Below are 25,614 nucleotides of genomic sequence, written 5' to 3'. Positions count from 1 at the left end.
TTACCCGCCGGTGCGTTTCGCCAGCGCCGCCAGCCGTGGTTCGGCGGCGCGCTGCGCGGCGCGCTCGATCGCCCGGTAGTCGGCGACCAGGCTGCGCCCCGCCTCGGTCAGCACCGCGCCGCCGCCGCGGCGGCCGCCCGGGTTCGCCTGCACCGCCGGCGTGCCGAGCAGCCGGTTCAGTGCGTCCACCAGGTCCCAGGCGCGCTTGTAGCTCATCCCCAGCGCCCGCCCGGCAGCGGAGATCGAGCCCTCGCGGTCGATCGCCTCCAGCAGCCGGATCTTGCCCGGGCCGATCCGCCCCTGCGGCAGGTCGATCCGCAGGCTGAGCGCCGCCTCCTTCATGCCGCCGCTCCACCGCTGCGGTCGAAGGTCACCGCCTTCACCACCGCCCAGACCGCCTGCCCCGGAGCGAGGCCGAGCCGCGCGACGCTGTCCCGCGTCACCCGCGACAGCAGCTCGCTCTCGCCGAGGCGCAGCCGCAGGAAGACCTCGTGCGGGGAGGGCGCCTCGCCGATTGCCGTCAGCACCGCCGGCAGCACGTTCTGGGTGGAGAGGCCGCGCGGCGGCTCGGTCGCCACCGCCACATCGCGGGCGCGGAGGCGCACGCGCGCCTCGGTGCCCGGCGCTTCCTCGCGCAGCGGCACCGTCAGCTCGCCGCCGGCGAAGCCGAGCCGGGTCAGCCCGCGCGCGGCGTCATGCCCCAGCACCCGGCAGGGCAGCAGCGCGCCGGCATCGCGCCGCCCGGCCAGGGCCAGGTCGGTGCGCAGCGACAGCGCCTCCAACGTGCCTTCCGCCACGGCGCGCCCGGCCTGCAGCAGCACCAGCCGGTCGGCCAGCGCGTCGACCTCGTCCAGCGCATGGGTGACGTAGAGGATGGGCAGGTTCGCGGCGCGGCGCAGCCGCGCCAGGAAGGGCAGCACCTCGGCCCGCCGCTCGGCGTCCAGCGCCGCCAACGGCTCGTCCATCAGCAGCAGGCGCGGCCGGGCCAGCAGCGCGCGTCCCAGCGCCACGCGCTGGCGCTCGCCGCCCGAAAGCCGGCCGGGGCGGCGCCCGAGCAGGTGGTCGATGCCGAGCAGCGCCACCACCTCCTCCAGCCCCGGGCCGGTGGCATCCGGCGGCGCGCGGCGCAGGCCGTAGCGCAGGTTAGTCTCGACGCTGAGATGCGGAAACAGCCGCGCATCCTGGAAGACCATGGCGCAGCGGCGCCGCTCCGGCGGCACGCACACGCCGCGCGCGGTGTCGAGCAGCACCGTGCCGTGCAGCGCGACGCGGCCGGCCTGCGGCCGCAGTAGCCCGGCGACCGCGGCCAGCACCGTGGTCTTGCCGCAGCCGGAGGGACCGAACAGCGCGGTCACGCCGGTCTCGGCGGTGGCGAAGGCGAGGTCCAGCGCGAAGCTCTCCGGCCTCGAAGCGGTGCCGCAGCGCCACGTCCAGCATCAGCCGCGCCCCAGCAGCAGCGCCATCCGCCGCGCCAGGAACTCCGCCGCCAGCAGGCCGAGCACGGCGAGGGCGAAGGAGATGCCGGCGAGCCGCGCCGCCATCGCCTCCCCGCCCGGCATCTGCGTCGCGCTGTAGATCGCCAGCGGCAGGGTCTGCGTCTCGCCCGGGATGTTGGAGGCGAAGGTGATCACCGCGCCGAACTCGCCGAGCCCCGCGGCGAAGGCGGTGACGGCGCCGGCCAGGATGCCGGGCGACATCAGCGGCAGCGTCACGGTGACGAAGCGGTCGAGCCGCCCGGCGCCGAGCGTGCGCGCCGCGGCCTCCAGCCCGGGGTCCACGCCTTCGAGGCCGAGCCGCACCGCGCGGACGATCAGCGGGAAGGACATCACCGCGGTGGCCAGCGCCGCGCCATCCGTGGTGAAGACCAGGCGGATGCCGAACCAGTCGTGCAGCGGCCCGCCGATCGGCCCGCGCAGGCCGAACAGCATCAGCAGGGCCCAGCCGACGACCACGGGGGGCACCACCAGCGGCAGGTGCACCAGCGCATCCAGCAGCGCCCGTCCGGGGAAGCGCCCGCGCGCCAGCAGCATCGCCACGCCGATGGCCGGCGCCAGGGAGACCAGGACGGAGCGGCAGGCGACGTCGAGGCTGAGCCGCACGGCCTGCCATTCCTCGGCGCTCAGCCCGAGCTCCATCCATTGCCTCCGGCCGGCGTTGTGTCCCGCTGGACATAACGCTGCCCCGCCCCTGAGTCCATCAGATGCAGCGCGTGCCGCCGCCGTCGATGTCGATATTGGTGCCGGTGATGAAGCCGGCGCGGTCGGAACAGAGGAAGGCGACCAGTCCCGAGCATTCCTCCGGCGTCCCGACGCGGCCGAGCGCGACCGAGGCGACGGCGGCGGCATTCTCGGCCTCGGCGCTGCGGCCCATATCGGCGGCGCCCTGCGCCACCACCGTATCCCAGCGCGGCGTGGCGATCGGCCCGGGATTGACCCCGGTGACCAGGACGTTGTCCGGCGCGCATTCCGCCGCCAGCGCCAGGGTGAAGGAGAGCAGGGAGGCGTTGACCGCGCTGCCGGTGATGTAGTTCGGCCGCGGCTGGTGGCCGGACCGGCCGATGATGTTGATGACGCGGCCCCATCGCCGCGCCCGCATCGGTGGCGTCAGGATCCGGGCGCAGCGCATGTAGCCCATCAGTTTCAGGTTGATAGACTTCATCCAGACCTCGTCCGGCGTGCCGCCGATGCGGCCCATCGGCGTGGCACCGGCATTGTTCACCAGGATGTCGATGCTGCCGAGCCCGGCCTGCGCCGCGGCCATGGCCGCTTCGAGCTGCGCCGCATCGGTCAGGTCGGCGGGGATGGCGATGCAGCGCGCATTGGTCTCCCGCGCGATCTCGGCCGCCGCTGCGTCCAGCCTGGACGCGTCGCGCGCGACGATGGCGACCGCGACGCCTTCCTGCGCCAGCTTCCGCGCGATGGCGCGGCCGATGCCGAGCGAGCCGCCGGTGACGACAGCGGTCCTGCCGCGAAGGCCGAGTTCCATGGCCGTACCCCTTTCCCTTGCCGTGCAAGTCCGGCCCGCCGCACCGCCCCTGTCAATCCGTCGCATGGACGCGTCGGCGCCGCGGCCATAGCCTTCGCCGCGGCGGTCCGCCGAGAGGCCGCGTCGAGGGAAGACACGCCATGATGCGCATCGGCCGCCGCGCCATCCTTGCAACCGCCTTGCTCGCCGCGCCCGTCCGGGCGCAGGCCCGGCCGGCGCGGCCGGTGCGCCTCGTCGTGCCTTTCCCGCCGGGCGGGCCCGCGGACGTGCTGGCACGGCTGCTGGCGGAACGCCTGGCGGAGGGCTGGGGTCAGCCTGTCATCGTCGAGAACCGCGGCGGCGCTGGCGGCAATATCGGCGCCGAGGCGGTGGCCCGCGCGGCGCCGGACGGGCACACGCTGCTGCTCTGCGCCTCCTCCCATGTCCAGGGCGCGGCGCTCTACAACCGGCTGCCCTTCGATCCGATCCGCGACTTCACCCCGGTCGCGCAGCTCGCCTATTACAGCCTGGTGCTGGTGGTGCATCCATCCGTGCCGGCGGCCGACTTGGCCGAGTTTGAGGCGCTTCTGCGGGCGCGGCCCGGCGAGGTCACCATCACCTCCGCGGGGGTGGGCACCCCGACCCATCTGACCGCCGAGCTGTTCCGCAGCCGCGCTGGGGTCGCGTTCACCCATGTGCCCTTCGGCGGCGCGGCGCCGGCGCACGCCGCGCTGCTCGGCGGCCAAGTGCAAGCGATGTTCCACAACCCGGTCATGGCGGTGCCGGCAGTGCAGGCCGGGCGGCTGCGCGCCCTGGCCACTACCGGCGCGGCGCGTGCCGTCGCCTTGCCCGCCGTGCCGACCCTGGCGGAGTCCGGCTATCCCGGCTTCGAGGTCCGGTGACCTGGTATGCCGTGCTCGGCCCGGCCGGGCTGCCGGCGCCAGTGGTGGCGCGGGTCGAGGCCGACCTCCGCCGCACCATCGCCCTGCCCGCGGTGCGGAGAAGCTCGCGGCGCAGTCGATGGAGCCGCGCGACCTCGGCCCCGAGCCGCTGGCGGCACTGATGCGCGAGGAGCTGGCGCGCTGGACCGAGGTGATCCAGCGGCTCGGCATCCGGCAGGATTGAGGCTTGGACAGCCGGCGCACCGGGCGCAGGCTGGAACTCAACAGGGGAAAGGAAGCCGGCATGGCCCTGGGATTCGATTTCGCGGGGCGCACGGCGCTGGTCATCGGTGGCTCCAGCGGCATCGGCAACGGCATCGCGCAGGGCTTCCGGGCCGCCGGCGCCGCCGTCCATGTCTGGGGCACCCGCGCCTCCGCCGCCGACTACGATGCCGCGACGGGCTCCGATCTGACGGGGCTGCACTATGCGCAGGTGGATGTCGCCGACTTCGCCGTGGTCGAGGCTGCGGCGACGACGCCGGCTAGGCTCGATATCCTGGTGCTCTGCCAGGGTACCGTCATCTATCGCCGCGGCGAACTCGCCATGGCGGGCTTCCAGCGCGTCGTCGACGTCAACCTCAACAGCCTGATGGCCTGCAGCATGGCCTTTCGCGACCGGCTGGCCGAGGCGCGCGGCGCGCTGATCATCGTCAGCTCCGCCGCCGCCTACCATTCCACCAAGGGCAACCCGGCATACAACGCGTCGAAGACCGGCGCGGTCGGGCTGACGCGGACGCTGGGCGAGGCCTGGGCGCCGGAGGGCATCCGGGTCAACGGCATCGCGCCCGGACTGGTCGACACCAAGCTGACCAAGGTGACGACGGAGAACCCGAAGCGGCTGGAGCAGGCGCGGTCGCGCATCCCGATCGGGCGCCTGGGCACGCCGGCGGACATGGCGGGCGCGGCGCTGTTCCTCGCCTCGCCCTTCGCCGGCTATGTCGTCGGGCAGACGCTGATCGTCGATGGCGGGCTGGTGCTCTAGACGATGGACGCGGCGGTGCTCGCCCACTGGATGGATGCCGCTGGGCTGGAGAGCGGGCCGGTCGAGGCGCCGCGGCAGCTCGATGGCGGGACGCAAAATATCATGCTGCGCTTCCGCCGCGGCGCCCGGGAGTTCGTGCTGCGCCGGTCGCCGCCGAGCCCAGTGATGGACGGCAACCGGACCATGCGGCGGGATGGCGCGGCTGCTGGCAGCGCTGGCCGGGACCGAGGTGCCGCATCCGCGGCTGGTCGCGCTCTGCGACGATCCCGCGGTGCTCGGCGGCGTCTTCTACCTGATGGAGGTGGTGGAGGGCTTCAACGCCATCACCACCATGCCCGCGCTGCATGCCGGCGACCCGGCGATCCGCCATGGCATGGGGCTGGCGCTGGTGGACGGCATCGCCCGGCTGGCGAAGGTCGATCATCTTGCCGCCGGGCTCGGCGATTTCGGCCGGACGGAGGGCTTCCTCGAGCGCCAGGCCGGGCGATGGCGGGCGCAGCTCGACGGCTACCGGCAGTACGAGGGCTGGCCCGGGCCGCAGGTGCTGCCGGGCGTCGATGCCGTCGCCGGCTGGCTGGAGGCGCACCTGCCGCGCGACTTCACGCCCGGGCTGATGCATGGCGACTACCACATCGGCAACGTGATGTTCGCCCCGGACGGCCCGGCGCTGGCGGCGATCGTCGACTGGGAATTGGCGACGCTCGGCGACCCGCTGCTCGATCTTGGCCGGCTGCTGGCGCAGTGGCCAGAGGGCGAGGCGCCACCGCCCGGCGGCTTCCGCACCGCGCCGCATGACGGCTTTCCCGGCATGCCGGAGATCATCGCGCACTACGCCGCGCGGACCGGGCGCGACATGGGCTCGCTGCGCTGGCATGCGGTGCTGGCGAGCTACAAGCTCGGCATCCTGCTGGAGGGCAGCAATGCCCGCGCCGCGGCGGGCAAGGCGCCGCGCGAAACCGGCGACACGCTGCATGTGACGGCGGTCGAATGCTTGGAACGGGCGCTGGGCTGGATCGAGGGCGGGCCTTTCGCATGAGGGGAGTGAGGCGATGAGCACGACCATGGGACGCTTCGCCGGCAAGGTGGCGGTGGTGGCGGGTGGCGCCTCCGGCATCGGCCTCGCCATCCTGCGCGGCCTGCACCGCGAGGGCGCGCGGGTGGTCTGCGGCGACGTCAGCGAGGAGCGGCTGGCGACGGTCGCCGCCGAACCCGGCGCGGATGTTGCCACCACGCGCTGCGACGTGACCAGGGAGGCCGAGGTCGAGGCGATGATGGCGCTGGCCGCCTCGCGCTTCGGCGCGCTCGACTGCGCCTTCAACGTCGCCGGCGCGTCGCGCCCCGGCTACATCGTCGACCTCGCCGAATCCGACTGGGACTTCACCGTCGATCTCTGCCTGAAGGGCGTCTTCCTCGGGATGAAGCACGCGGCGCGGCATGCTGGGGCGCGGCGGCGCCATCGTGAACATCGCCTCGCTCAACGCCCATGTGCCGATGCATGGCGGGGCCGCCTATGCCTCGGCCAAGGCGGGGGTCGAGATGCTGACGAGGAACGGCGCGCTGGAGATGACGCCGGACGGCGTGCGGGTGAACGCCATCCTGCCCGGCCTGGTCGAGACGCCGTTGACGAAGCGCCACTTCGACAACCCTGCGGCGCATGCCGCCTTTCTCGCGCGCATCCCAATGGGCCGCGCGGCGCAACCCGAGGACATCGCCGGACCCGCGTTGTTCCTGGCCAGCGAGGAGGCCCGCTACGTCTCCGGCGCCAGCCTGCTGGTGGACGGCGCCTGGGCGGTCACCGGCTACCCCGACATGCGGTCCTTCCGCGGCCGGCCGGGCTGGCCGCGGCAGGGCTGAGGGAACGCGGCGGGGTCCGGCCGCGTCTAACCTCCCTGTGCCAAGGGAGACAGGCGGCATGCCGAAACAGATCAGCGGCGAGTTCGACATCCGGCGGGAAGCCGAGCTCGCGGTCGAGCGGCTCGTGCAGGAGTACAAGATCGACCGTTCCGCCATACAGGTGGCGGCGGCGGGCGACGACAACACCACGGGCACCGTCGCCTCCGGCGCCGACCGCGACCGGGAGACGGGGAGCCCGGGGAAAGCCCGACGCATGGCCGGATCCGCGTCTCAGTGACGGTGGACGATGCGGTGGCGGACAAGGCGCAGGAGGCACTCCGCCAGGCGCACGGCGTTTAGCCGCACGCGCAGCGGGGTGGCGGGGAGGCGGCCGGTGCCCCTCCCCGCCGCCTGCCGCCCCTTGTTGCATTGACCCGCCCGGCGCCGCGCCCGACCATGCCGGCCAAGCAACCGGGACATTCTCCATGACCGATCTCTGGCGCCTTCCGGCCACGGAACTCGCAGCCCTGGTCCGCGGCCGGCAGGTTTCGGCGACCGAGGCGACCAAGTCCGCTCTGGCTCGGCTGGAGGCGGTGAACCCCAGGCTCAACGCCGTCATCCAGCACGACCCGGCCCAGCCGCTGGCCGCCGCCGCCGCGGTGGATGCGGCGATCGCGCGGGGAGGCGCCGGGGCCGCTGGCCGGCGTGCCCATCACGGTGAAGGTCAATGTCGACCAGCAGGGCTGGGCCACCACCAATGGCCTCACCCTGCAGAAGGACCTGGTGGCCGAGCACGACAGCCCGGTGGTGGCCAACCTGAGGAAGGCCGGGGCGATCATCCTCGGCCGGACCAATACCCCGGCCTTCTCGCTGCGCTGGTTCACCCGCAACCTGCTGCACGGCGCCACGACCAATCCGCGCGACGCCTCGATCACCCCGGGCGGCTCCTCCGGCGGGGCGGCGGCGTCGGTCGCCGCCGGCATCGGCGCCCTGGCGCATGGCACGGATATCGGCGGCTCGGTCCGCTATCCCGCCTATGCCTGCGGCATCCACGGCATCCGCCCGACCCTGGGGCGCATCCCCGCCTGGAACGCCACCGGCCCGGACCGCGGCATCGGCGCGCAACTGATGGCCGTCTCGGGGCCGCTGGCGCGGACCATCGCCGACCTGCGTCTGGCGCTCGGCGCGATGAGCCAGCCGGATGCGCGCGACCCCTGGTGGGTGCCGGCGCCGTTGGAAGGGCCGCCCGTGCCGCAGCGCGCCGCGCTCTGCATCGCGCCGGACGGCATGCCGGTGCAGGCGGCGGTCGCCGCCGCGGTGCGGGATGCGGGGAAGCGCCTGCAGGACGCGGGCTGGGAGGTCGCGGAACTGCCCAACCTGCCGCCGCTGCGGGAAAGCGCCGACATCCAGCTGCTGCTCTGGCTGGCCGAGAGCCGCCGCGCCGGCACTGGCGCGTATGGACGCGAGGGTGACCCGGACGCGCTGGCGGTCTTCGGCTACATGGAACGGCTCTGCGCCGAGCCCTCGCTCTTCGATTTTCAGGACGCGCTGCAGAAGCGGGTCGGGCTGCTTCGGCAATGGCTGCTCTTCCTCGAGCGCTATCCGGTGGTGGTCATGCCAGTCTCCGGCGCGCTGCCCTATCGCAACCACTCGGATGTGGAGAGCTTCGACGGCTTCCGCCAGATGATGGCGGAGCAGCTGCCGCAGCTCGGCCTGCCGGTGCTGGGCCTGCCCGGGCTGACGGTCAGCACCGGGCTGGTCGGCGGCGTGCCGGTCGGGGTGCAGCTGGTCGGCCCCCGCTACCGGGAGGATGTGCTGCTCGCGGCCGGCGCGGCGATCGAGGCCGGCGGCGTGCCCGCGGCGCCGATTGACCCGGCATGAGGAGGCTGACCGTCCTGGCCGGGCTGCTGCTGCTCAGCGCCTGCGGCGGGGATCGCGGCTGCCCGGCGGTGCTGGCCAATGCCTCTGGCCAGGCGCTCGAGCAATTCTACCTGTCGCGCGACGGCGCCGGGGGCTGGGGTGCCGACCTGCTGCCTGACCGCGACCTTGCCGCCCGGCGCCAGCCTGCCCTTCCGCTTCCCTGTGGAGGGGCGCTACGGGATGCGTGCGGTCTGGACCAATGGCCGCGCGGCGGAGATGCAAGGCGTCGAGGCCTGCCGTACCGCCCGGGTCACGCTGCGGGACGGCAGCATGCAGGCGGAATAGCGGGCGCTATTCCGCCGCCTGCCGGATCTCGCCCTGCGGCAGCGCCGCCCGCAGCGCGCCGATCAGCGCGGCGATCATCCCATCCGTGTGGAAGGGCGTGGCGCAGAGCCGCAGCCGTTCCGTCCCGCGCGGGACGGTGGGGTAGTTGATGGGCGTGGCATAGAGGCTGTGCTCGGTGAGCAGGCGGCGGGCGACCTGGCGGCAGAGCTCTGGCCTCCCCCACGAAGACCGGGACGATATGGCTCGGCCCCGGGATGCGCGGCAGGCCGGCGGCGTCCAGCGCCGACTTCAGCGCCGCGGCACGCTCGGCCAGCGCCGCACGCCGGGCCTGGTCCTGCTTCAGAGTGCGGACGCTGGCCAAGGCCGCGCCGGCAACCGCCGGGGGCAGGGCGGTGGTGAAGATCAGCCCGCCGGCGACGCTGCGGATGAAGTCGACCAGCTCGGCATCGCCGGCGACATAGCCGCCCAGCACGCCGAAGCCCTTGGCCAGCGTGCCCTCGATCAGGTCGACGCGGCCGGCAACGCCGTCGCGTTCCGAGATGCCGCCGCCGGTCTCGCCGTAGAGGCCGACCGCATGGACCTCGTCCAGGTAGGTCATGGCGCCGTATCTGTCGGCCAGGTCGCAGATCGCGCCGATCGGGGCGATGTCGCCATCCATCGAATAGACGCTCTCGAAGGCGATCAGCTTCGGCGCCCCGGCCGGGGCGGCGGCCAGCTTGGCTTCCAGGTCGGCGAGGTCGTTGTGCGCCCAGATGACCCGCTTCACCTCCTTCGCGCCGCGCATGCCGGCGATCATCGAGGCGTGGTTCTTGGCGTCGGAGAAGACCCAGAAGCCGGGCAGGGCTTCCAGCACCGCCGAGATCGCCGCCTGGTTGGCGATGTAGCCGGAGCCGAAGAGCAGCGCGCCCGACTTGCCGTGCAGCGAGGCCAGCTCGGCCCTCGAGCGCCGCGTGCAGGGGAGGTGCCGGAGATGTTGCGGGTGCCGCCGGCACCGGCGCCATGCGTCCTCGATCGCCGCTGTGGCGGCGGCGAGGACCGCCGGATGATTGCCCATGCCGAGATAGTCGTTGGAGGACCAGACGGTGACCTCCCGCACTCCCTCCGGCGCGTGCCAGCGATAGGTGGGGAAGCGGCCCGCGAGTTTCTCCAGATGGGCGAGCGTGCGGTAGCGGCCCTCCCGGCGCATGGCGCCGAGCGTGTCGCGGCAATGGGCAAGCAGGGTCGCACGGGTTTGCATGGCGGGGCCGTGTAGCACTGTCCGGGCGGGATATGTCGGCATGTTCCGCAAAAACCCAATGAAGGAACCGCAACCCTGTGCTGCGGCGAGGCCTGTCTCCAGTCTAGCGAAACGCCGAGAGCGGGCTGTGCGCCATGATTCAGCTCAATCGGCCCGGCCCGGTTTCCCAGGGGCCCGCCGGCGATAGCCTGGGCGCGGTCGGGGAGGGGACGTCCATGGAGATCGGTATCCTGCAGCAGCGGCGGATCGAGGCCGCCTTCGCCAAGGGGGTCTATGAGGAAATGGCGGCGGAACTGGGCGAGGACCGCGCCAGGGCGATCCTGACCCGCGCCGTGGTCAAGCTGGCGAAGCAGGCCGCCGGCGCCATGGCGGCCGAGGCGCCGGCCGGGCCAAGCCTCGACCATTTCGAATCCATCCAGGAGCGCTGGACCCGCGACGATGCGCTGCGGATCGAGCCCGTGGCGCGCGACGCGACCCGCTTCGAGTTCAACGTCACCCGCTGCCGCTATGCCGAGACGTACCGTGAGATGGGCCTCGCCGAGCTCGGCGCCGTGCTGTCCTGCAACCGCGACGGTGCCTTCTGCGAGGGCTACGACCCGCGCCTGAAGCTGACCCGGACCCAGACCCTGATGGGCGGCGCCGGCCATTGCGACTTCCGCTATCGGATGGAGGCGGCCCCCGATGCCTGAGCGCCTGCACCCCAAGTTGCGCCCGCTGCTGGCCGATGACTGGGCCCGGGTCGACCCCGAGCTGCCTGCCCTGCTCGAGATGCTGTTCGCCCGCAGCGCCGGGGAGGACTGGCACAAGGCCGGCACCTTCAAGGACCACCTGCTGGGCGTCTGCCGCACCCTGACCCTCTGGGACCAGCCGCGCGAGCTGCGGCTGCTCGGCCTGTTCCACAGCGTCTATTCAAACGAATATGTCGACCTGAAGCTGTTCGACGCCGGCGGCAACCGGGCCGAGCTGAACGCGGCGCTGGGGCCGGAGGCCGAGCGGCTGATCCACACCTTCTGCACCATGCCCCGCACCCTGTTCACCCAGCGCCTGCTGGAGGAGGACGACCTGCCGGAGGAGGGCATGGTGCTGGAGCGCAAGGATGCGCCCGACATCATGCTCTCGGCCCGTGACGTCGCGGTCTTCGCCATCGCCACCATCGCCGACATCGCGGAGCAATGGCATTCCTGGCAGGATGAGGTCTTCGCCGGCTTCCCCTTCCAGCGGGCGCGGCCGCTGCGGGAGAACTGGGCGGCAAGCCTCTGGCCCGGCCCGCTGAAGCCGACCACCTCGGCGCTGTCGATGCTGTCCCGGCTCGGCCGCGTGCTGGCCGACCTGCCGGAGGAATGGGGCCTGCCGACGCCGCCGGTCTTCGCCCGCTGCACCGCGGTGCTGGAGCCGGAGGACGAGATGGCCGCCGCGACGCTGTACTGGCAGGCGATGACGCGCGGCCTGCCGATGGCCGGGCTCGGCCCGACCCACCGGGCGCTGACCACCTGCATCCGCCACAACCCCTATGTGGCGGAGCCCCGCCTGATGCTGGCGCAGCCTGCGCTGACCGCGGGCGACTGGGGAATGGCGGAGGACCATGCGCGGGCCGGGCTGGACCTGCTGCAGGATTGGGGGTGGCCTGGGACAAGCGCATTGCCTGGTCCGGCTGGGTCGCCTGGGCCCGCATCCTGCTGCAATCGGCCGAGGCGAAGCGCTGGCCGGAGAGCCTCTCCGGGCTGAACGGCCTGGGTCTGGTGGGGTGACGCCGGCCGCGTGACCTGCCGGCGCAGGGCATGCCACTTCCGTCGCGGCGCGGGCCGCCATCGGCTGCCCGGCCGATGATCAGACGGCGCGGCCCTGGCCTTTTCCCAGGCGGCCTTCCGCGCCATCTTGCGCGGAACGACCAGACTTCCCGGGGAAACGCCAATGATCCGCCTGACGCGCCGCGCCGCGCTCGTCCTGCCGCTTGCTGTGCCTGCCATCGCCCGCGCGCAGGACTGGAAGCCAAGCCAGCCCATCCGCATCGTCGTCCCGGCCGCCCCGGGCGGCACCGCCGATATCAGCGCCCGGCTGCTGGCCCCCTTCCTGCAGCAGCATTACGGCCAGAATTGCGTGGTGGACAACCGCTCCGGCGCCGGCGGCGTCATCGGCACCGCCGAGGTGGTGCGGGCCGCGCCGGATGGCCTCACGCTCCTGCTCGGCAATATCGGGCCGCAGGCGATCGGGCTCTCGCTCTACCGCACCCTGCCCCTACCCGAAGGACGCCCTGGTGCCGATCTGCGGCACGGTGCGCGGGCCGAACGTGCTGGTGGTGCACCCCTCCGTCCCTGCCAATACGGTGCCGGAGCTGGTGGCCTACCTGAAGAAGAACCCCGGCAAGCTCAGCTTCGGCTCCCCCGGCGTCGGCCAGAGCCCGCACCTCACCGGCGTCTGGTTCAACCAGGCGACGGGGACCGAGGCGATCCACGTGCCCTTCCGTGGCGCCGGCCCGGCGGCGACGGAACTGGTCGCCGGCAACATCCAGTACATGTGGGACAACCTGACCAGCGGCATCAGCCAGATCCAGGGCGGCCGGGTGCGGGCGCTGGCGGTCAGCAGCGCCGACCGCAACCCGCAGCTGCCCGACGTGCCGGCGGCGCGGGAGACGATGCCGGAGCTGGCGAAGTTCGACGTGAATACCTGGTTCGGCATCTTCGCCCCAGCGGCGACGCCGCGGCCGGTGGTGGACAGCATCAACGCCGCCATGAAGGCCTGGCACGAGACCGACGCGGTGAAGGCGCGCTGGCGCGAGATGGGCGGCGTCTCGCTCTATGGCACGCCGGAGCAGTTCGCCGCCTTCGTCGCCAACGAGGTGGAGAAATGGGGCGAAGTGATCCGCAAGGAAGGCCTGCAGATGGACCTCGGCTGATGGCTGCCTCCCGCCGGGCCGCGCTCGCCGCGCCTGCGCTGCTGCTGGCCTCCGCCGCCCGTGGGCAGGCCTGGCGCCCCGGCCAGCAGGTCCGCATCATCGTGCCTGCGGCGGCGGGCGGCACCACCGACATCATGGGCCGGATCTCCGCCCAGTACCTGCAGGCGCGCTGGGGCACGCCGGTGGTGGCGGACAACCGAACCGGCGCCGGCGGCACCATCGGCACGCTGGAAGCGGTGCGGGCGAAGCCGGACGGGCTGACGCTGCTGTCCGGCAATATCGGGCCGCAGGCCATCGCCTATTCGCTGTTCCGCAACCTGCCCTACCATGCCGGGCAGCTCACCCCGATCGCCGGGCAGATCCGCGGCCCCAACGTGCTGGTGGTGAACGCCAATACGCCGCTGCGCAGCATGACGGAATTCGTCGCTTGGCTGCGCGCCAGCCCGGGGCGGATCAGCTATGCCTCGACCGGCGTCGGGCAATCGACGCACCTGACCCCGGTCTGGCTGCTGCAGCTGCTGCGGGCGGAGGCGATCCACGTGCCGTTCCGCGGCTCCGCCCCGGCGCAGGTCGAGCTGCTGGCCGGCAATGTCGGCTTCATGATCGACAACCTGACCGGGGTGATCGAGCATATCCGCGCTGGCCGCCTGCGCGCCCTCGCGGTCACCGGCGGCGAGCGCAATGCCGAGCTGCCCGATGTCCCCGCCGCGCGCGAGACGCTGCCGGAGCTGGCGCGGTTCGAGGTGAACACCTGGTTCGGCCTGTTCGGCCCGGCCGGCCTGCCGCCGGAGATCGTCCGCTCGGTCAATGCCGAGATCAACGCGCTGCTCGACCTGCCGGAGACGAAGCAGCGCTTCGCCCAGCTCGGCGGCCTGCCGCTCCGCCTCTCGCCCGCGGAATTCGCCGCCTGGGTCCAGGCCGAGACGGAGAAGTGGCGGGTGGTGATCCGTAAGGAGGGGCTGCAGCTCGACGCGAGCTGAGCCGCGGCGCGCGCGGTTGACGTCATGCCGGGCGGGCCGCAGCCTGGATGGGAATGATCCTCTCGCCCCTCTGGCTGCCGGTCACCCTGGCCGCCGCGCTCTTCCAGACCTGGCGCACCGCGATGCAGCAGAAGCTGCGCGGCCAGCTCTCCGTCAACGCCGCGGCGGTGGTGCGCTACCTCTATGGCGTGCCGGTCGGCGCGCTGATCCTCGCGCTCTATTTGCTGCTGTTCGGCGGCACCGTGCCGGCGCCGAACCTTGCCTTCCTCGCGCTCGCCGCGGCCGGTGGCCTCGGCCAGATCCTCGGCACCAACCTGCTCATCATGTCCTTCGGCCATCGCGGCTTCGCCGTCGGCACGGCCTATGCGAAGACCGAGGCGGTGCAGGGCGCGATCCTGGCGCTGGTCCTGCTGGGCGAGCGGATCTCCACCATCGCCTGGCTCGGCATCGCGGTCGGGGTCAGCGGCGTGCTCTGGCTCTCGCTGGCCGGCAAGGCGCGATCCTTCGCGGAGGTGCTGCGCGCCACGGTGCAGCCGGCGGCGCTTTGCGGCCTTTCGGCCGGGTTCTTCTTCGCCCTGACCAGCGTGCTGGTGAAGGCGGCGAACCAGGCGCTGCCGGGGGAGGACCCGATCCTGCGCGCCCTGGTGACGCTGGTGGTGGCCAATGTCCTGCAGACCATGATGCAGGGCGGCTGGCTGCTGGCGCGGGAGCCGGACCAGGCCCGCGCGGTGATCACCACCTGGCGGACCAGCGCCCAGGTCGGCGCGCTCTCGGCCTGCGGCTCGGCCTGCTGGTTCACCGCCTTCGCGCTCGCCCCCGTCGCATTGGTGCGGGCGGTGGGGCAGGTGGAGATCATCTTCACCCTGCTGTTCAGCCGCTTCTACCTGAAGGAGAAGCCCTCCGCCGCCGAGGTCATCGGCGTCTGCGTCGTGGTGGCGGGGGTGGTGCTGGTGCTGGTCGGGCGCTGAAGTCGGGCGTCGTGACGGAGGCGGCATAACGCAGGCTTCACCGCCGGGTTGGAACCGGTCCATGTCGATCCGCCGCCTGCCTCGTTACGTCGGGAGCGACCGCGACCTGCGGTCGCCTTGCCGATGAGGAGGACGGATCCATGCGGCTTGCACGCCTGACCACCGCCTTGGCTATCACCCTGATCGCCGCCCCGGCCCTGGCCGAGGATGGTTCCACCATCCCCGGCGGGTCGCGCAAGACCCCGGGCTGCAACGGCCGGGCAACGAGAATCCCGAGATGAAGCTCTACGGGCTGGCTGCGCCGCCCGCCGCTGCGCCCGCCGCCCCAGCGGTGGCCGCGGCGCCCCCGCTGCCCCACCGGCAAGGAAGGCCGCGCTGCGCGACGTCGATGCGTTGCTGCGCCAGGCCGAGGCCGACATGACAGCGCGAAAGATGAAGCAGGCCGAGGCCGAGCTGGGCGAGGCGCAGACCGAGCTGCTGAACGCCAAGGCGGCCGGGGAGCCGGTGCCGCAGCAGGCGCTGACGCCGCTGGCCGAGGCGCGGGCCGCGCTGCGCCAGGGCCGCGCGCCGGCAGCGGAGCGCGCGACACGCACCGCGCAGCAGGTGCTCGCCTCGGCGGAGTAGGCGGCCGCGGCGCGGCTGCGGCTCAGGGGGCGGCACGTACCGGCCGCGGCCTGCCGTCCCCGTCCAGCGCGACATAGGTGAAGTCGGCCGAGGTCACCTTGATCCGCTCGCCTTGGCCCTGGCGCAGCGCCCAGGCCTCGACATGCAGGGTGAGCGAGGTACGGCCGATCCGCGCGAGGTCGCAATAGACGCAGACCACGTCGCCCACCTTCACCGGCTTCAGGAAGGCCATGTCGGTGCAGGAGACGGTCACCACGCGGCCATTGGCGTGGGCGACGGCGCCGATGCCGCCGGCCACGTCCATCTGCGACATGATCCAGCCGCCGAAGATGTCGCCGGCCGGGTTGGTGTCGGCCGGCATGGCGAGCGTGCGGATCGCCAACTCGCCGCGCGGGCCGTCTGGCGGCTGATCCAGACCTGCGGGGCCTTCGCCCCTCGGGTCCTCGGACGCAGTCATCCCGCGAAGAGCGCGGTGATGGCCACCGGCTCCACCTCCTCGATCGTCGCCGGCGTCCAGCTGGGCTTGCCGTCCTTGTCCACCAGCAACGCTGCGCACGCCCTCGCGGAAGTCGGGGTGGCCGTTCACCACGCTGCGGCCGAGCGCCAGCTTCCATCTCCAGGCACTCGTCCAGCGTGGCGCGGGCGCCGCGGCGGATCAGCGCGAGCGAGACGCAGAGCGAGGTGGGCGACATCCGCCGCAGGATCGCCGCCTGCTCGCGCGCCCAGTCGCTGTCCTCCGCTTCCAGTGCCGCCAGTATCGCCGGCATGGAATCGAGGCCGAAGCAGCGGTCGATGGCGGCACGGTGCGGCGCGAAGCTGGGGCCCGGCGCCGGCTCGGCGAAGCGTTCCATCACCGCGACATCGCCTCCGAGCAGCGCCTCCCGCATCGCCGGCAGCTTCGCCTTGGGCACGTAATGCGTGGCGAGGCCGGCATGCACCGAATCGCCGCCGCGCAGCCGCGTGCCGGTCAGCGCCAGCCAGGTGCCGATGGCGCCCGGCAGCCGTGGCAGGACATAGGAGGTGCCGACATCAGGAAACAGTGCGATCGCCGTCTCCGGCATGGCCAGCATCGCGGATTCGGTCACGACGACCGGCGCGCCATGCACCGAAAGCCCGATGCCGCCGCCCATGCAGAAGCCGTCGATAAGGGAGACCCAGGGCTTGCCGAAGGTGGCGATGCCGCGGTTGACGGCATATTCCTCGGCGAAGAAGGCCTCGATCGCCGCGGCCTCGCCGGCGATCGCTAGCTCGCGGATCCGCCGCACGTCGCCGCCGGCGCAGAAGGCCTTGCCACCGGCGCCTTCGAGGATGACGAGCCTCACCGCCGAGTCGCCCTTCCAGGCGTCGATGGCCGCCTGGAAGTCGCGGATCATGGCGAGGTCGAGCGCGTTGAGCGTCTTCGGCCGGTTCATCAGCAGCGTGCCGGCGGCACCCTCGCGCCGGGTCAGCACGGTCGGTTCTGCGGTTTCGCTCACACGGCGCTCCTGGATCTCGTCCCGGGGGCATCGGGTAGCCCGTCGACTCCCGAACAGCAACCCGCCCGCCCCGGACTGCCGCGGGGTGGCTTGCCACCGCGGCACCGGCGCGTGGGGATGAAGACGCGCACGAGCACTGATGCGGGCCGACTTCAGCCCTCGTGCGTGCTCCCCGGCGCCGGCTGCCCGTTCGGGCGGTTCAGCGCCAGCCTGACCCGGGCCGCCAGCTCGGTCTCCCGATAGGGCTTGCCCAGCACCGATTCCTGGCCCGGGGACCGTGCCCGCACGAGGTCTTCGTTGTACCCCGTCGTCAGCAGGACCCTCAGGCCGGGAACCATGGCGCGGGCTCGTTCCGCCAGGACCAGGCCGTTGATTCCGCCGGGCATGACAATGTCGCTGAACAACAGGTCGACACGTCCTCCGGACTCGCCCAGGACCCGCAACGCCTCCTCGCCGCTACGCGCCGCGAGCACGCGGTAGCCGCGGCCCATGAGGTGATGAACCGCGAGGTCGAGGACGTCGTCATTGTCCTCGACGACGAGGATCGTCTCGGCGCCGCCCCGGGGGTCCAGCACGGGTTCAGACCAGGCCGGCTGCGGTGGCGGTGCGTTCCCGTCCGTGGCGACCGGAAAGAGCATGGATACGGTGGTGCCGGCACCAAGTTCGCTGCTGATCTCGAGTCGCCCACCGGATTGCCGGGCGAAGCCGTGCACCATGGCCAAGCCAAGCCCGGTGCCCTGGCCCTTGCGCGTGGTGAAGAAGGGCTCGGCCGCGCGGCTCAGCACCTCGGGCGACATGCCAGGGCCGTTGTCCTCCACCGAAAGCATTATGTAGCGGCCCGGCTTCAGCCCGTCCCCACCGGCGAGGATCGCTGCCTCGTCGAGATCGACCGTGGCCGTGCGTACGATGGCGCGGCCGCCATCGGGCATCGCGTCACGCGCATTCGCCAGAATGTTCAGCAGCGCCATTTCCGCATGCACCGGGTCGAGGACGCAGGGCGGCAGGTCGGGCGCGGCGTCGAAGGTGATGATGATCTCGCCACCGAGCGTGCGCGACAGCATCTCGGCAAACTCCGCGACCACTTCGTCGAGCTGGACCGCCCGCGGCTCCAGCCGCGTCTTGCGGGCAAAGGTGACGAGCTGCTTGGTCAGCTTCGCGGCCTGCTCGCCGGCGCGGCTGGCGCGGTCCGCCGCGCGGGCGACCTGCGCTGGATCTTCGGCATGAGACTGCAGCCGCTTCAGGTTGCCGAGGATGACCTGCAATGCGTTGTTGAAGTCGTGCGCGAGCCCGGCGGTGAGCTGGCCGATGGCCTCCATCTTCTGCGACTGGCGGAAAGCGTCCTCGGAATTGCGCCGGCGCGTGACGTCAAGCTGGGAGGCGAAGAAGTAGAGCAGCTTGCCGTCGGCATCGAAGATTGGCCCGATGAACAGGGCGTTCCAGAAGGAGGTGCCATCCTTGCGGTAGTTCAGGATCTCGGCCGCAAAGGGCCGATGCTCCCGGATCGCCTCACGTACCTGCCGGATCGTGTCCTGGCTGGTCAGCACGCCTTGCAGGAAGCGGCAGTTCAGCCCGTAAATCTCATCCCGGTTGAATCCGGTGAGGTCGAGGAATGCGCCGTTGGCAAAGACCACCGGGTTGTCGGGCTGGTTGGGATCGGTGACGATCATCGGCATGCGCGTCATCTCGACGGCGGCGAAGAAGACATTGCCACGGTCGTCGAGACCGGAGCGCGTGATCTGAGCTTCCTGCCAGTGGTTGACGCCTGGACCGCCCGTGGGGCTGGTGCCGACATTCTCGTGCCGCGCCGCGGCCGGGACGCCGCGGCTTTGTCCCTGACCGACGGCTCGGGCCGCCGCCTCCGCGTCACGCAACAAGTCCTTGCTGTCCCGATCGGACCGATCTGCAAGACGTTGAATTGCGGCATCGCGCGCCGGGTCCGAATCCTCGCGCATCCCTATCCTCTCCCCTGCCAAGGTTGCGAGGACAGGTTGTATCCACCGCGGAAACCACAACCGTGAGCGGTGGAAAAAGTTTCCTGCGAATGATTTTCTATGGAATGTTCGGCTGGAGCACATTGCGAACGGGCGTGAACGCCCGGGAGGGTGGACCTGCTTTCCAGACAACAGCCGACGGCGGAGCTGCCGCTACCCGGGGCAGCGCCGAAGTCCAAAGGTCAAGGATTCCCGTCGGCCGGACCCGCCAAGTAGCCGCACGGATTTGACGGTTGGCGCTATGGCCGGCGGGATACCAATCTGGCGGAATCGGTCGGGCCGGGCCGGCCAGCCCGGCCCGGAGTAACCCTACCGCCGGGCGATCAGCCCAACTACCGCGGCGGTCAGCGCCGCGCCAATCAGCCCCTTCTTGGCCGACTGGCTGCGCAGCAGCGGCATGACCATGGCCGCCCGCGCCGTCGTGTCGCCGACCTGCCGCAGCGCGTCGTCGCGCACCCGGGTTGCCTCGACCGCGACGGGGTCCTCCGCATGGCGAGCCGCCAACCAGCCCAGCAGCGCGACCAGCACCAGGTCCACGCCGGCGACGATCAGCGCAGCGACCGCCGGGTCACGCCCGCGTGCCAGCCAGATCAGCGCCGCGACATGCAGCATCACCAGCAGCAACAGGAAGAAGATGGCCGCGGCCGCGCCGAGGCCTGCCTGGATGGCGTAGCCCCGGCCGGTCCGCTTCCAGCGCAGCGCCTCCGCCTGGGCTGCCAGGCGGAGAAGTTGGAACATGCGCATGCGCTACGCCTCCGCGCTCAGTGGCGGTCGCGCGGGTAGACGTAGGTGTTGCCGCCCATCAACCGGCCGATCAGGTAGCCAGCCGCGGCGGCGACGGCGACGGCGGTCAGCGGGCGCTCCCGCACCGTGTCGGAGATCGCGTCGGCCTGGTCCTCGATGGTCTCGCGGGCGCGGGTGGCATAGTCCTGCACCTGATCGGCGGCACCGGCCAGGGCCGGGGTCACGCGCTCCTCCATCAGCCGCTCGACCTGGGCGCGCAGCTTGGCCAGCTCTTCCTTGGCGTCGTCGCCGACGCGGGTGGCGGAAGCCTCGGCCTGGTTCTTCAGGTTGCGGGCGTCGTTCGAGAAATCATTGGCGGCGCTCATGGCGTGCTCCTTCCGTTGCGGTAACTTGCTGAGGGAACGCCAGCACGGCCTCCGAGGTTCCACGATTGGTTCCGCCTCTGGCCCTGGCCGGCGATGACCCCTGCGTTGACACGCGGCGGATGGCTGCCGAGCCTGCGCTGCCACAACCGGGGAGTCGGCATGGACGCGCCGCTGCTGCGCTTCGAGGCCGTGCGCAAGCCGGGGCTTGGCTTGCTCGGCATCGACCTGGTCGTGCCGCGCGACGGCTGCACGGTGCTGCTCGGCCCGCCGGGCGCGGGCCAGGGGGCGGTGCTGCGGCTTCTGGCCGGGCTGGCCTCACCCGACCAGGGCCGCGTGCTGCTGGAGGACGCGGAGCTCGACCGGCAGCCGGCCGGCTGGCGCGGCTTCGGCCTCTTCCAGCCGGTTGATGCCATGCCCGCCAGCCGCACGGTCGAACGCCTGGTGACGGAGCCGGTGCTGGGCCTGGCCGGGGACCGGCGCGCCGCGCATGTCGCCCGCGCGCTGGTCCAGCTTGGCCTGGACGGGCAGGAGGCGACGCGGCTCGGCGACCTCGGCCCGGTGCCGCGGCGCCGGCTGGCGCTGGCCCGGGCGCTGGCGCCACAGCCCGCGGTGCTGCTGCTGGACGAGCCGCTCGAGGGCCTCGACCACGCCACCCGGCAGCGTCTGGCGCTGGAATGGCGGGCGCTGTTCCGCCGCATCGGCCTGACCACCGTGCTGGCGACGCGAGAGCCGGCCGAGGCGATGCTGCTGGCCGACCATCTGGTGGTGCTGGAGGCGGGAGAGGTGGTGCAGCAGGGCACGCCGCAGCAGGTCTACGACGACCCCGCGACCGGCTTCGTCGCCGGGCTGCTGGGGGAGAACAACCGGCTGCCCGGCACGGTCATGGCGCTGGAGGAGGACGAATGCCAGGTCCGCCTCGATTGCGGGCCGGAGCTCTGGGCCCGCCGCGCCGATGCCGCCGGCCCCGGCAGCCGCTGTATCGTGGCGATCCGCCCGGAACGCGTGGCGGTGGCGGCCATGCGCGCCGAGGAGATGGGGGAGGGCGCGCTGGAAGCGGCGCTGTGCGACGCGATCTTCCTCGGCGACCATGTGCGGCTGCTGCTCGAGCTCGGCCGAGGCGGGGTGCTGGTGGCGAAGCGGCCGGCCGGCAGCCGGGTGCCGCGGGTGGGCGGCCCGGCCTCGGTCGCTTGGGATCCCTATGCCGCCTTCGCCTTCCGCGCGCTGCGATAGGCGTTGGCCCTTGGTGCGGCGATTGCCGCTACCATCTCCGCCGCAACAACCCGGGAGATCGCCAGTGACGTTATCCACCCATCGCCGTGGCCTGCTGCTCGGCGGCGCCGCGCTGCTGGCCTCAGCCCCGCGCCGCGTCTTTGCCCAGGCAGCCGCGCCCGCCGCGCCGACCGGCCCCTTCACCCTGCCGCCGCTGCCCTATGCGCCGGAGGCGAACGAGGCGGCGATCGACGCCCGCACCATGCAGATCCACCACGACCTGCACCACGCGGCCTATGTGAGCAACCTGAATGCCGCGGTGAAGGACCATAGCGCGCTGCACGCCATGCCGGTCGAGGAACTGCTGGCGAAGCTGGCCGAGTTGCCCGAGGGCATCCGCACGACGGTCCGCAACAATGGCGGCGGTCATGCGAACCACACGATGTTCTGGGGCGTGATGGGCGGCAAGGGTGGCCAGCCCAGCGGCCCGCTGCTGGCGGCGATCGAGCGCGACCTTGGCGGCTGGGACGCCTTCCGCGCCACGGTGGAGCGCGCCGGGAACACCCAATTCGGCTCCGGCTGGGCCTTCGTGACGGTGACGCGGGAAGGCAAGCTGGCGGTGGTACAGAAGCCTAACCAGGACACCCCGCTGATGGAGGGGGGCGCGTCCTGCTGGGCAACGATGTCTGGGAGCACGCCTACTACCTGCGCTACCAGAACCGCCGCGCCGAATACACCAAGGCCTGGTGGAACGTGGTGAATTGGGATGCCGTGGCGCAGCGCTACGCGGCGGCGCAGGCGGGGACGCTGAAGGTCTGAGCCGCGCCAGCCGCCGAATCGGCCGGGGAGAAGCCGGGAACTGGGCCCGGGGGTGGCGGTTCATGCCGCACCCCCGAACGCTTGAGGTTCCCCCATGCCGCAAATCCGGCTGAAGCCGCTGTCGCAGCAGAGCATCGTCATCACCGGCGCGAGCTCCGGCATCGGCCTTGCCACTGCTAGGCGCGCCGCGCGGGCCGGCGCCCGCGTCTTCCTCATCTCCCGCAATGAGGACGCACTGCGGAAGGTCGCCGAGGAGCTGCGCGCCCGCGGCGGCCGGGCCGACTTCGCCGTCGCCGATGTCGGCGACCGGGCGGCGCTGGAGGCGGCGGCGGAGAAGGCGCGGCAGGTCTTCGGCGGCTTCGATTCCTGGGTCAACGACGCCGGCACCAGCGTCTACGGCACGCTCGAGCAGACGCCGGTCGAGGACCAGAAGCGACTGTTCGACACCAACTATTGGGGCGTGGTGCATGGCTCGCTGATCGCGGCCAAGGCGCTGCGTGGCCGCGGTGGCGCGATCGTCAATGTCGGCAGCGTGCTGTCCGACCGCGCGATGATCCTGCAGGGCACCTATTCCGCCAGCAAGCACGCGGTGCGCGGGTTCACCGACGCGCTGCGCATGGAACTGGAACGCGATGGGCGGCCGATTAGCGTGACGCTGATCAAGCCCTCCGGCATCGAGACCGGCTTCCAAGACCATGCGCGCAACCTGCTGGACAGCCCCGGCGTGCGGGTGCCGCCGCCGGCCTACGAGCCCGATCTCGTCGCCCGCGCCATCCTGCATGCCTGCGAGCACCGCAAGCGGGAGATCGTGGTCGGCTTCGGCGGCCATGCCATCTCGCTGATGGGCGCACTCTTCCCGCGCGCAACCGACCTGATGCTGGAGACGATCGGCTACCCCGTGCAGGTCACCGACAAGCGCCCGAAGGCGTCGCGCTACGACAACCTGTACCAGCCGCGCGAGGACGGGACGGAGAAGAGCCTGACCCGGCCGGTGGCGCCGGTGCGCAAGACCAGCCTGTTCCTGGAAGCCCAGCTGCATCCGGCGCTGACGGCGACGGTGCTGGCGGGTCTCGGCGCGCTGGTGCTGGGCGCCGGTGCGGCGCGGCGGATGGGGCCCGGGCACCTGGTGCGCGACGCGCGGCGGCAGGTGCGGCGCTTCGTGTAGCGCGAAGGCCGGGGGAGAAGGTATTCTCCCCCGGACCCCCTCATCTATTCTTGTGGGTCTGACAGTCGCCGCGCGGCGGCAGCCGCCTCAGAACAACAGGCCCTTGCGCAGCATGCCGTGCACGCCCTTCTCGCCGTTCACCGTCTGCGTCACGTGGAAGTCCACAGCCAGGCTGCAGATCTGGTAGGCGTCCGCGGCCGAGAGGTTGGAGCGCGAGACGATGAAGGCGATCATCTCGCGCAGCGCCGTCTTCATGGCGACGTCGAGATCCTCGTGCATGCCCATGCTGATGTAGTGGGTCTTCGTCTCCGCCCGCGGGTATTTCAGGATCGGGTCGCGGGCGCCGCCGCCCTTCTCCAAGGACAGGCGGAAGTGGCCGGTCAGGCACATCTCGAGCGCGTTGATGCAGACCTCGCCATCGCCCTGCACGCCATGCCCATCGCCGGCCGAGAAATTGGCGCCGGGGACGAAGACCGGCAGGAACAGCGTCGCGCCCTCGCCGCATTCCTTGTTGTCGAGGTTGCCGCCATGCGCGCGCGGCTCCTTCGTGCTGATCGTGCCCCATTCCAGCGGCGGCGCCACGCCCATGACGCCGAAGAAGGGCGACATCGGGATGGTGACGCCCGGGCCAACCGGCACCTTGCAGGTCATCGCCTGCTTGTCGACCGGGATGTGCAGGACGCGGGCATAGGGGAAGTCCTCCGGCAGGGTGCCGACCAGCGGCCGGAAGGCGCAGAAGCCCCAATCGGCGCCGAGCTCGATCTTCTCGATGTCGACGCGCAGCACGTCGCCCGGCTCGGCGCCCTTCACCGCGACCGGGCCGGTCAGGATGTGCGGCCCGAGCCTCGGCACGCCGCCGGCCTGGATGGCGGCGAGCCTTTCCGGGATCTTCATGCCGCTGCCGGCGGGGGCATGACCTCCTTCGCGCCGGAGACGCATTCGAGGATCACCAGGTCGCCCGGGTCCACTTCCTTGACCGGGGCGAAGGCGGCGTCGAAGGCGCCCCAGCGGACATTCGCAATGGTCGGCTCGATATGGTGCGTGGCTGGCATGCCTGTCCCCCGGAGTGGTCGTGGCGATCGAAGTGCCCCGCATGGATGCAAGCTGGGGGCCAGGCTGGCAAGCGGTGCCGGCCCTCATGCGGTCCCGCCAGTGGTGTTACAGCCAGCCCTTGCGGCGGAAATAGACGATCGGCAGCACGGCGGAGACGACCATGAGGCCGAGCGCCATCGGGTAGCCGAGATCCCATTGCAGCTCCGGCATCCGGGCGAAGTTCATCCCGTAGATGCTGGCGATCAGGGTCGGCGGCATCAGCGCAACGCTGGCCACTGTGAAGGTCTTGATGATGGCGTTCTGCTCGACATTGATGATGCCGAGCACCGCGTCGAGCAGGAAATTCGCCTTGCCGTTCAGGAAGTTCGCGTGCTCGACCAGCGACCGCACGTCGCGCACCAGCGACTTGATCAGGGTCTGGTTCTCCTTCCGGACGGCGATCGCCTTCTCGGCGGTCAGGAAGGTCAGGATGCGCGACAGGCCGAGCAGCGTTTCGGTCGCCCGTGTCGTCACCTCCCCGACCTGGCCAAGGGTGATCAGCGCGTCCTTCAGGTCGGCATCCTTGCGGGTCGCCTTCACTTTGGCCTTGGCGGTGCGGAAGGCGGCTTGGCTGGCGCGGTCCATGTCGGCGGCGATGCGCTCGAGGATGTCGGCGAGGCGGTCCACGATCTGCTCGAACAGGTGCAGCATGACCCCGTCCGGCGTACCCAGCATCATCGCCGGCGTCCGCTGGCAACGGGCGCTGAAGACCGCAAAGGCCTTGGGCGTCGCGTAGCGCACGGTGATCAGCGCGCTGGTGCCGAGCACGAAGGTGATGGCGGTCGAGCCGAGCTCGCCGCCCTCGACCCCGTAGAGGAAGGGCGCGGTCAGGAAGAGCACGTCGCCTTCCTTGTAGAGCCGGGAGGAGCTCTCGATCTCCTGCATCTCCTCGCGGGTCGGAATCTCGAGGCGCAGGGCATCCTGCACCTGGGCCTCCTCCGCCTGGGTCGGGGTTAGCAGGTCGATCCAGACCGCGCGCTGCAGCGTCGCCGCGTCCTGCGGACCCTCGCGCACCAGCAGATGGCCGTTCTGGACGGTATAGGTGGTCAGCATCTGGGTGCTCCCGGCCGCTCGGGTCCGGCGTGTCTAGCCGCAGCAGGGGGCCGAGTCACCCCTGGCCCCGGATC

At 71.9% G+C, this 25,614-nt stretch carries 28 protein-coding genes and 3 pseudogenes; 17 read left to right on the top strand and 14 right to left on the bottom strand.

Annotated features, from left to right (window positions below; translation table 11 throughout):
- The 4 genes from ACQ86J_RS13485 to ACQ86J_RS13470 all read right to left on the bottom strand — a co-directional run bounded on the left by ACQ86J_RS13485 (window position 1) and on the right by ACQ86J_RS13470 (window position 2,985).
- Window positions 1-342: a winged helix-turn-helix domain-containing protein gene (locus ACQ86J_RS13485; protein WP_431271504.1), complete on the bottom strand. Its 342-nt coding sequence runs from the start codon at window positions 340-342 to the stop codon at window positions 1-3.
- Window positions 339-1,355, bottom strand: coding sequence for a molybdenum ABC transporter ATP-binding protein (gene modC, locus ACQ86J_RS13480; RefSeq protein WP_431271503.1), 1,017 nt, complete (start codon window positions 1,353-1,355; stop codon window positions 339-341). The genes ACQ86J_RS13485 and modC overlap by 4 nt, the downstream gene beginning before the upstream one ends.
- A gap of 81 nt (window positions 1,356-1,436) precedes the next feature.
- Window positions 1,437-2,135: a molybdate ABC transporter permease subunit gene (modB, locus tag ACQ86J_RS13475; RefSeq protein ID WP_431271502.1), complete on the bottom strand. Its 699-nt coding sequence runs from the start codon at window positions 2,133-2,135 to the stop codon at window positions 1,437-1,439.
- 61 nt (window positions 2,136-2,196) lie between these two features.
- Complete coding sequence (locus ACQ86J_RS13470; protein ID WP_431271501.1) at window positions 2,197-2,985, bottom strand: SDR family oxidoreductase; 789 nt, start codon at window positions 2,983-2,985, stop codon at window positions 2,197-2,199.
- Window positions 2,986-3,125: 140 nt separating this feature from the next.
- Between ACQ86J_RS13470 and ACQ86J_RS13465 the strand changes: the two genes are divergently transcribed.
- From ACQ86J_RS13465 to ACQ86J_RS13435, 7 genes and pseudogenes are all read left to right on the top strand, one after another.
- Window positions 3,126-3,866: a tripartite tricarboxylate transporter substrate-binding protein gene (locus ACQ86J_RS13465; protein WP_431271500.1), complete on the top strand. Its 741-nt coding sequence runs from the start codon at window positions 3,126-3,128 to the stop codon at window positions 3,864-3,866.
- Between the two features lie 283 nt (window positions 3,867-4,149).
- Complete coding sequence (locus ACQ86J_RS13460; RefSeq protein ID WP_431271499.1) at window positions 4,150-4,887, top strand: SDR family NAD(P)-dependent oxidoreductase; 738 nt, start codon at window positions 4,150-4,152, stop codon at window positions 4,885-4,887.
- A gap of 193 nt (window positions 4,888-5,080) precedes the next feature.
- Entirely contained in the window at window positions 5,081-5,923 is an 843-nt protein-coding gene (locus tag ACQ86J_RS13455; RefSeq protein ID WP_431271498.1) for a phosphotransferase family protein, read from the top strand.
- A 13-nt stretch (window positions 5,924-5,936) separates the two neighbouring features.
- Window positions 5,937-6,741 (top strand): annotated as a pseudogene (locus ACQ86J_RS13450) (SDR family NAD(P)-dependent oxidoreductase).
- Between the two features lie 58 nt (window positions 6,742-6,799).
- Window positions 6,800-7,018 (top strand): hypothetical protein, encoded by a 219-nt coding sequence (locus tag ACQ86J_RS13445; RefSeq protein ID WP_431271497.1) that lies wholly within the window; start codon window positions 6,800-6,802, stop codon window positions 7,016-7,018.
- A gap of 365 nt (window positions 7,019-7,383) precedes the next feature.
- Window positions 7,384-8,601, top strand: a complete 1,218-nt coding sequence (locus ACQ86J_RS13440; RefSeq protein WP_431271496.1) for an amidase — start codon at window positions 7,384-7,386, stop codon at window positions 8,599-8,601.
- A 138-nt stretch (window positions 8,602-8,739) separates the two neighbouring features.
- Window positions 8,740-8,925, top strand: coding sequence for a hypothetical protein (locus tag ACQ86J_RS13435; RefSeq protein ID WP_431271495.1), 186 nt, complete (start codon window positions 8,740-8,742; stop codon window positions 8,923-8,925).
- Here ACQ86J_RS13435 and hemA read toward each other — a convergent pair.
- Entirely contained in the window at window positions 8,891-10,162 is a 1,272-nt protein-coding gene (hemA, locus tag ACQ86J_RS13430) for a 5-aminolevulinate synthase (protein WP_431271494.1), read from the bottom strand. The genes ACQ86J_RS13435 and hemA overlap by 35 nt on opposite strands.
- Window positions 10,163-10,377: 215 nt before the next feature.
- Here hemA and ACQ86J_RS13425 point away from each other — a divergent pair, with 215 nt between their 5' ends.
- The gene (locus ACQ86J_RS13425; RefSeq protein WP_431271493.1) at window positions 10,378-10,851 is read left to right on the top strand and encodes an L-2-amino-thiazoline-4-carboxylic acid hydrolase; all 474 of its coding nucleotides are present in this window, start codon (window positions 10,378-10,380) and stop codon (window positions 10,849-10,851) included.
- Window positions 10,844-11,887 (top strand): DUF6817 domain-containing protein, encoded by a 1,044-nt coding sequence (locus ACQ86J_RS13420; RefSeq protein ID WP_431271492.1) that lies wholly within the window; start codon window positions 10,844-10,846, stop codon window positions 11,885-11,887. Before ACQ86J_RS13425 ends, ACQ86J_RS13420 begins: the two co-directional genes overlap by 8 nt.
- 102 nt (window positions 11,888-11,989) lie before the next feature.
- Here the strand turns inward: ACQ86J_RS13420 and ACQ86J_RS13415 are convergent, their stop codons facing one another.
- The gene (locus ACQ86J_RS13415) at window positions 11,990-12,244 is read right to left on the bottom strand and encodes a hypothetical protein (protein ID WP_431272828.1); all 255 of its coding nucleotides are present in this window, start codon (window positions 12,242-12,244) and stop codon (window positions 11,990-11,992) included.
- 172 nt (window positions 12,245-12,416) lie between these two features.
- Between ACQ86J_RS13415 and ACQ86J_RS13410 the strand changes: the two genes are divergently transcribed.
- From ACQ86J_RS13410 to ACQ86J_RS13390, 5 genes are all read left to right on the top strand, one after another.
- On the top strand, window positions 12,417-13,055 hold the full coding sequence (locus ACQ86J_RS13410; protein ID WP_431272395.1) for a Bug family tripartite tricarboxylate transporter substrate binding protein: 639 nt from the start codon (window positions 12,417-12,419) through the stop codon (window positions 13,053-13,055).
- The gene (locus ACQ86J_RS13405) at window positions 13,055-14,035 is read left to right on the top strand and encodes a Bug family tripartite tricarboxylate transporter substrate binding protein (protein ID WP_431272394.1); all 981 of its coding nucleotides are present in this window, start codon (window positions 13,055-13,057) and stop codon (window positions 14,033-14,035) included. The genes ACQ86J_RS13410 and ACQ86J_RS13405 overlap by 1 nt, the downstream gene beginning before the upstream one ends.
- A gap of 53 nt (window positions 14,036-14,088) precedes the next feature.
- Window positions 14,089-15,003, top strand: coding sequence for an EamA family transporter (locus ACQ86J_RS13400; protein ID WP_431271491.1), 915 nt, complete (start codon window positions 14,089-14,091; stop codon window positions 15,001-15,003).
- A 140-nt stretch (window positions 15,004-15,143) separates the two neighbouring features.
- Complete coding sequence (locus ACQ86J_RS13395) at window positions 15,144-15,284, top strand: hypothetical protein (protein ID WP_431271490.1); 141 nt, start codon at window positions 15,144-15,146, stop codon at window positions 15,282-15,284.
- Window positions 15,285-15,420: 136 nt separating this feature from the next.
- Window positions 15,421-15,627 carry a hypothetical protein gene (locus ACQ86J_RS13390; RefSeq protein WP_431271489.1) on the top strand — a complete coding sequence of 69 codons (207 nt, stop codon included), beginning with the start codon at window positions 15,421-15,423 and terminating at the stop codon, window positions 15,625-15,627.
- 22 nt (window positions 15,628-15,649) lie between these two features.
- Here ACQ86J_RS13390 and ACQ86J_RS13385 read toward each other — a convergent pair whose 3' ends face one another.
- From ACQ86J_RS13385 to ACQ86J_RS13365, 5 genes and pseudogenes are all read right to left on the bottom strand, one after another.
- Window positions 15,650-16,216, bottom strand: coding sequence for an acyl-CoA thioesterase (locus ACQ86J_RS13385; protein WP_431271488.1), 567 nt, complete (start codon window positions 16,214-16,216; stop codon window positions 15,650-15,652).
- 76 nt (window positions 16,217-16,292) lie between these two features.
- Window positions 16,293-17,039: pseudogene (locus ACQ86J_RS13380) on the bottom strand (enoyl-CoA hydratase/isomerase family protein); the annotation flags it as partial.
- 215 nt (window positions 17,040-17,254) lie between these two features.
- A complete protein-coding gene (locus ACQ86J_RS13375) occupies window positions 17,255-19,054 on the bottom strand; it encodes a histidine kinase famiy protein (RefSeq protein WP_431271487.1) in 1,800 nt (599 codons plus the stop codon).
- Window positions 19,055-19,402: 348 nt separating this feature from the next.
- Window positions 19,403-19,831, bottom strand: a complete 429-nt coding sequence (locus ACQ86J_RS13370; protein ID WP_431271486.1) for a phage holin family protein — start codon at window positions 19,829-19,831, stop codon at window positions 19,403-19,405.
- Between the two features lie 23 nt (window positions 19,832-19,854).
- A complete protein-coding gene (locus ACQ86J_RS13365) occupies window positions 19,855-20,202 on the bottom strand; it encodes a hypothetical protein (protein WP_431271485.1) in 348 nt (115 codons plus the stop codon).
- A gap of 159 nt (window positions 20,203-20,361) precedes the next feature.
- On the opposite strand from ACQ86J_RS13365, the gene ACQ86J_RS13360 reads away from it, so the two are divergent.
- From ACQ86J_RS13360 to ACQ86J_RS13350, 3 genes and pseudogenes are all read left to right on the top strand, one after another.
- A complete protein-coding gene (locus ACQ86J_RS13360) occupies window positions 20,362-21,432 on the top strand; it encodes an ABC transporter ATP-binding protein (RefSeq protein WP_431271484.1) in 1,071 nt (356 codons plus the stop codon).
- Window positions 21,401-22,230 (top strand): annotated as a pseudogene (locus ACQ86J_RS13355) (superoxide dismutase). Before ACQ86J_RS13360 ends, ACQ86J_RS13355 begins: the two are co-directional and overlap by 32 nt.
- 94 nt (window positions 22,231-22,324) lie before the next feature.
- Window positions 22,325-23,395 carry an SDR family oxidoreductase gene (locus ACQ86J_RS13350; protein ID WP_431271483.1) on the top strand — a complete coding sequence of 357 codons (1,071 nt, stop codon included), beginning with the start codon at window positions 22,325-22,327 and terminating at the stop codon, window positions 23,393-23,395.
- 87 nt (window positions 23,396-23,482) lie between these two features.
- On the opposite strand, the gene ACQ86J_RS13345 is transcribed toward ACQ86J_RS13350, so the two are convergent.
- The 3 genes from ACQ86J_RS13345 to corA all read right to left on the bottom strand — a co-directional run bounded on the left by ACQ86J_RS13345 (window position 23,483) and on the right by corA (window position 25,540).
- Window positions 23,483-24,289 (bottom strand): acetamidase/formamidase family protein, encoded by an 807-nt coding sequence (locus ACQ86J_RS13345; RefSeq protein WP_431271482.1) that lies wholly within the window; start codon window positions 24,287-24,289, stop codon window positions 23,483-23,485.
- Window positions 24,286-24,447 (bottom strand): hypothetical protein, encoded by a 162-nt coding sequence (locus ACQ86J_RS13340; protein WP_431271481.1) that lies wholly within the window; start codon window positions 24,445-24,447, stop codon window positions 24,286-24,288. The genes ACQ86J_RS13345 and ACQ86J_RS13340 overlap by 4 nt, the downstream gene beginning before the upstream one ends.
- 106 nt (window positions 24,448-24,553) lie before the next feature.
- Window positions 24,554-25,540 carry a magnesium/cobalt transporter CorA gene (corA, locus tag ACQ86J_RS13335; RefSeq protein ID WP_431271480.1) on the bottom strand — a complete coding sequence of 329 codons (987 nt, stop codon included), beginning with the start codon at window positions 25,538-25,540 and terminating at the stop codon, window positions 24,554-24,556.
- Between the last annotated feature and the right edge of the window lie 74 nt (window positions 25,541-25,614).

The sequence above is a fragment of the Dankookia sp. P2 genome, from assembly GCF_050632255.1.
GTDB lineage: Bacteria > Pseudomonadota > Alphaproteobacteria > Acetobacterales > Acetobacteraceae > Paracraurococcus.
Note: the sequence above shows the minus strand (reverse complement) of the source record. Positions and strands in the feature narration are given on the sequence as shown.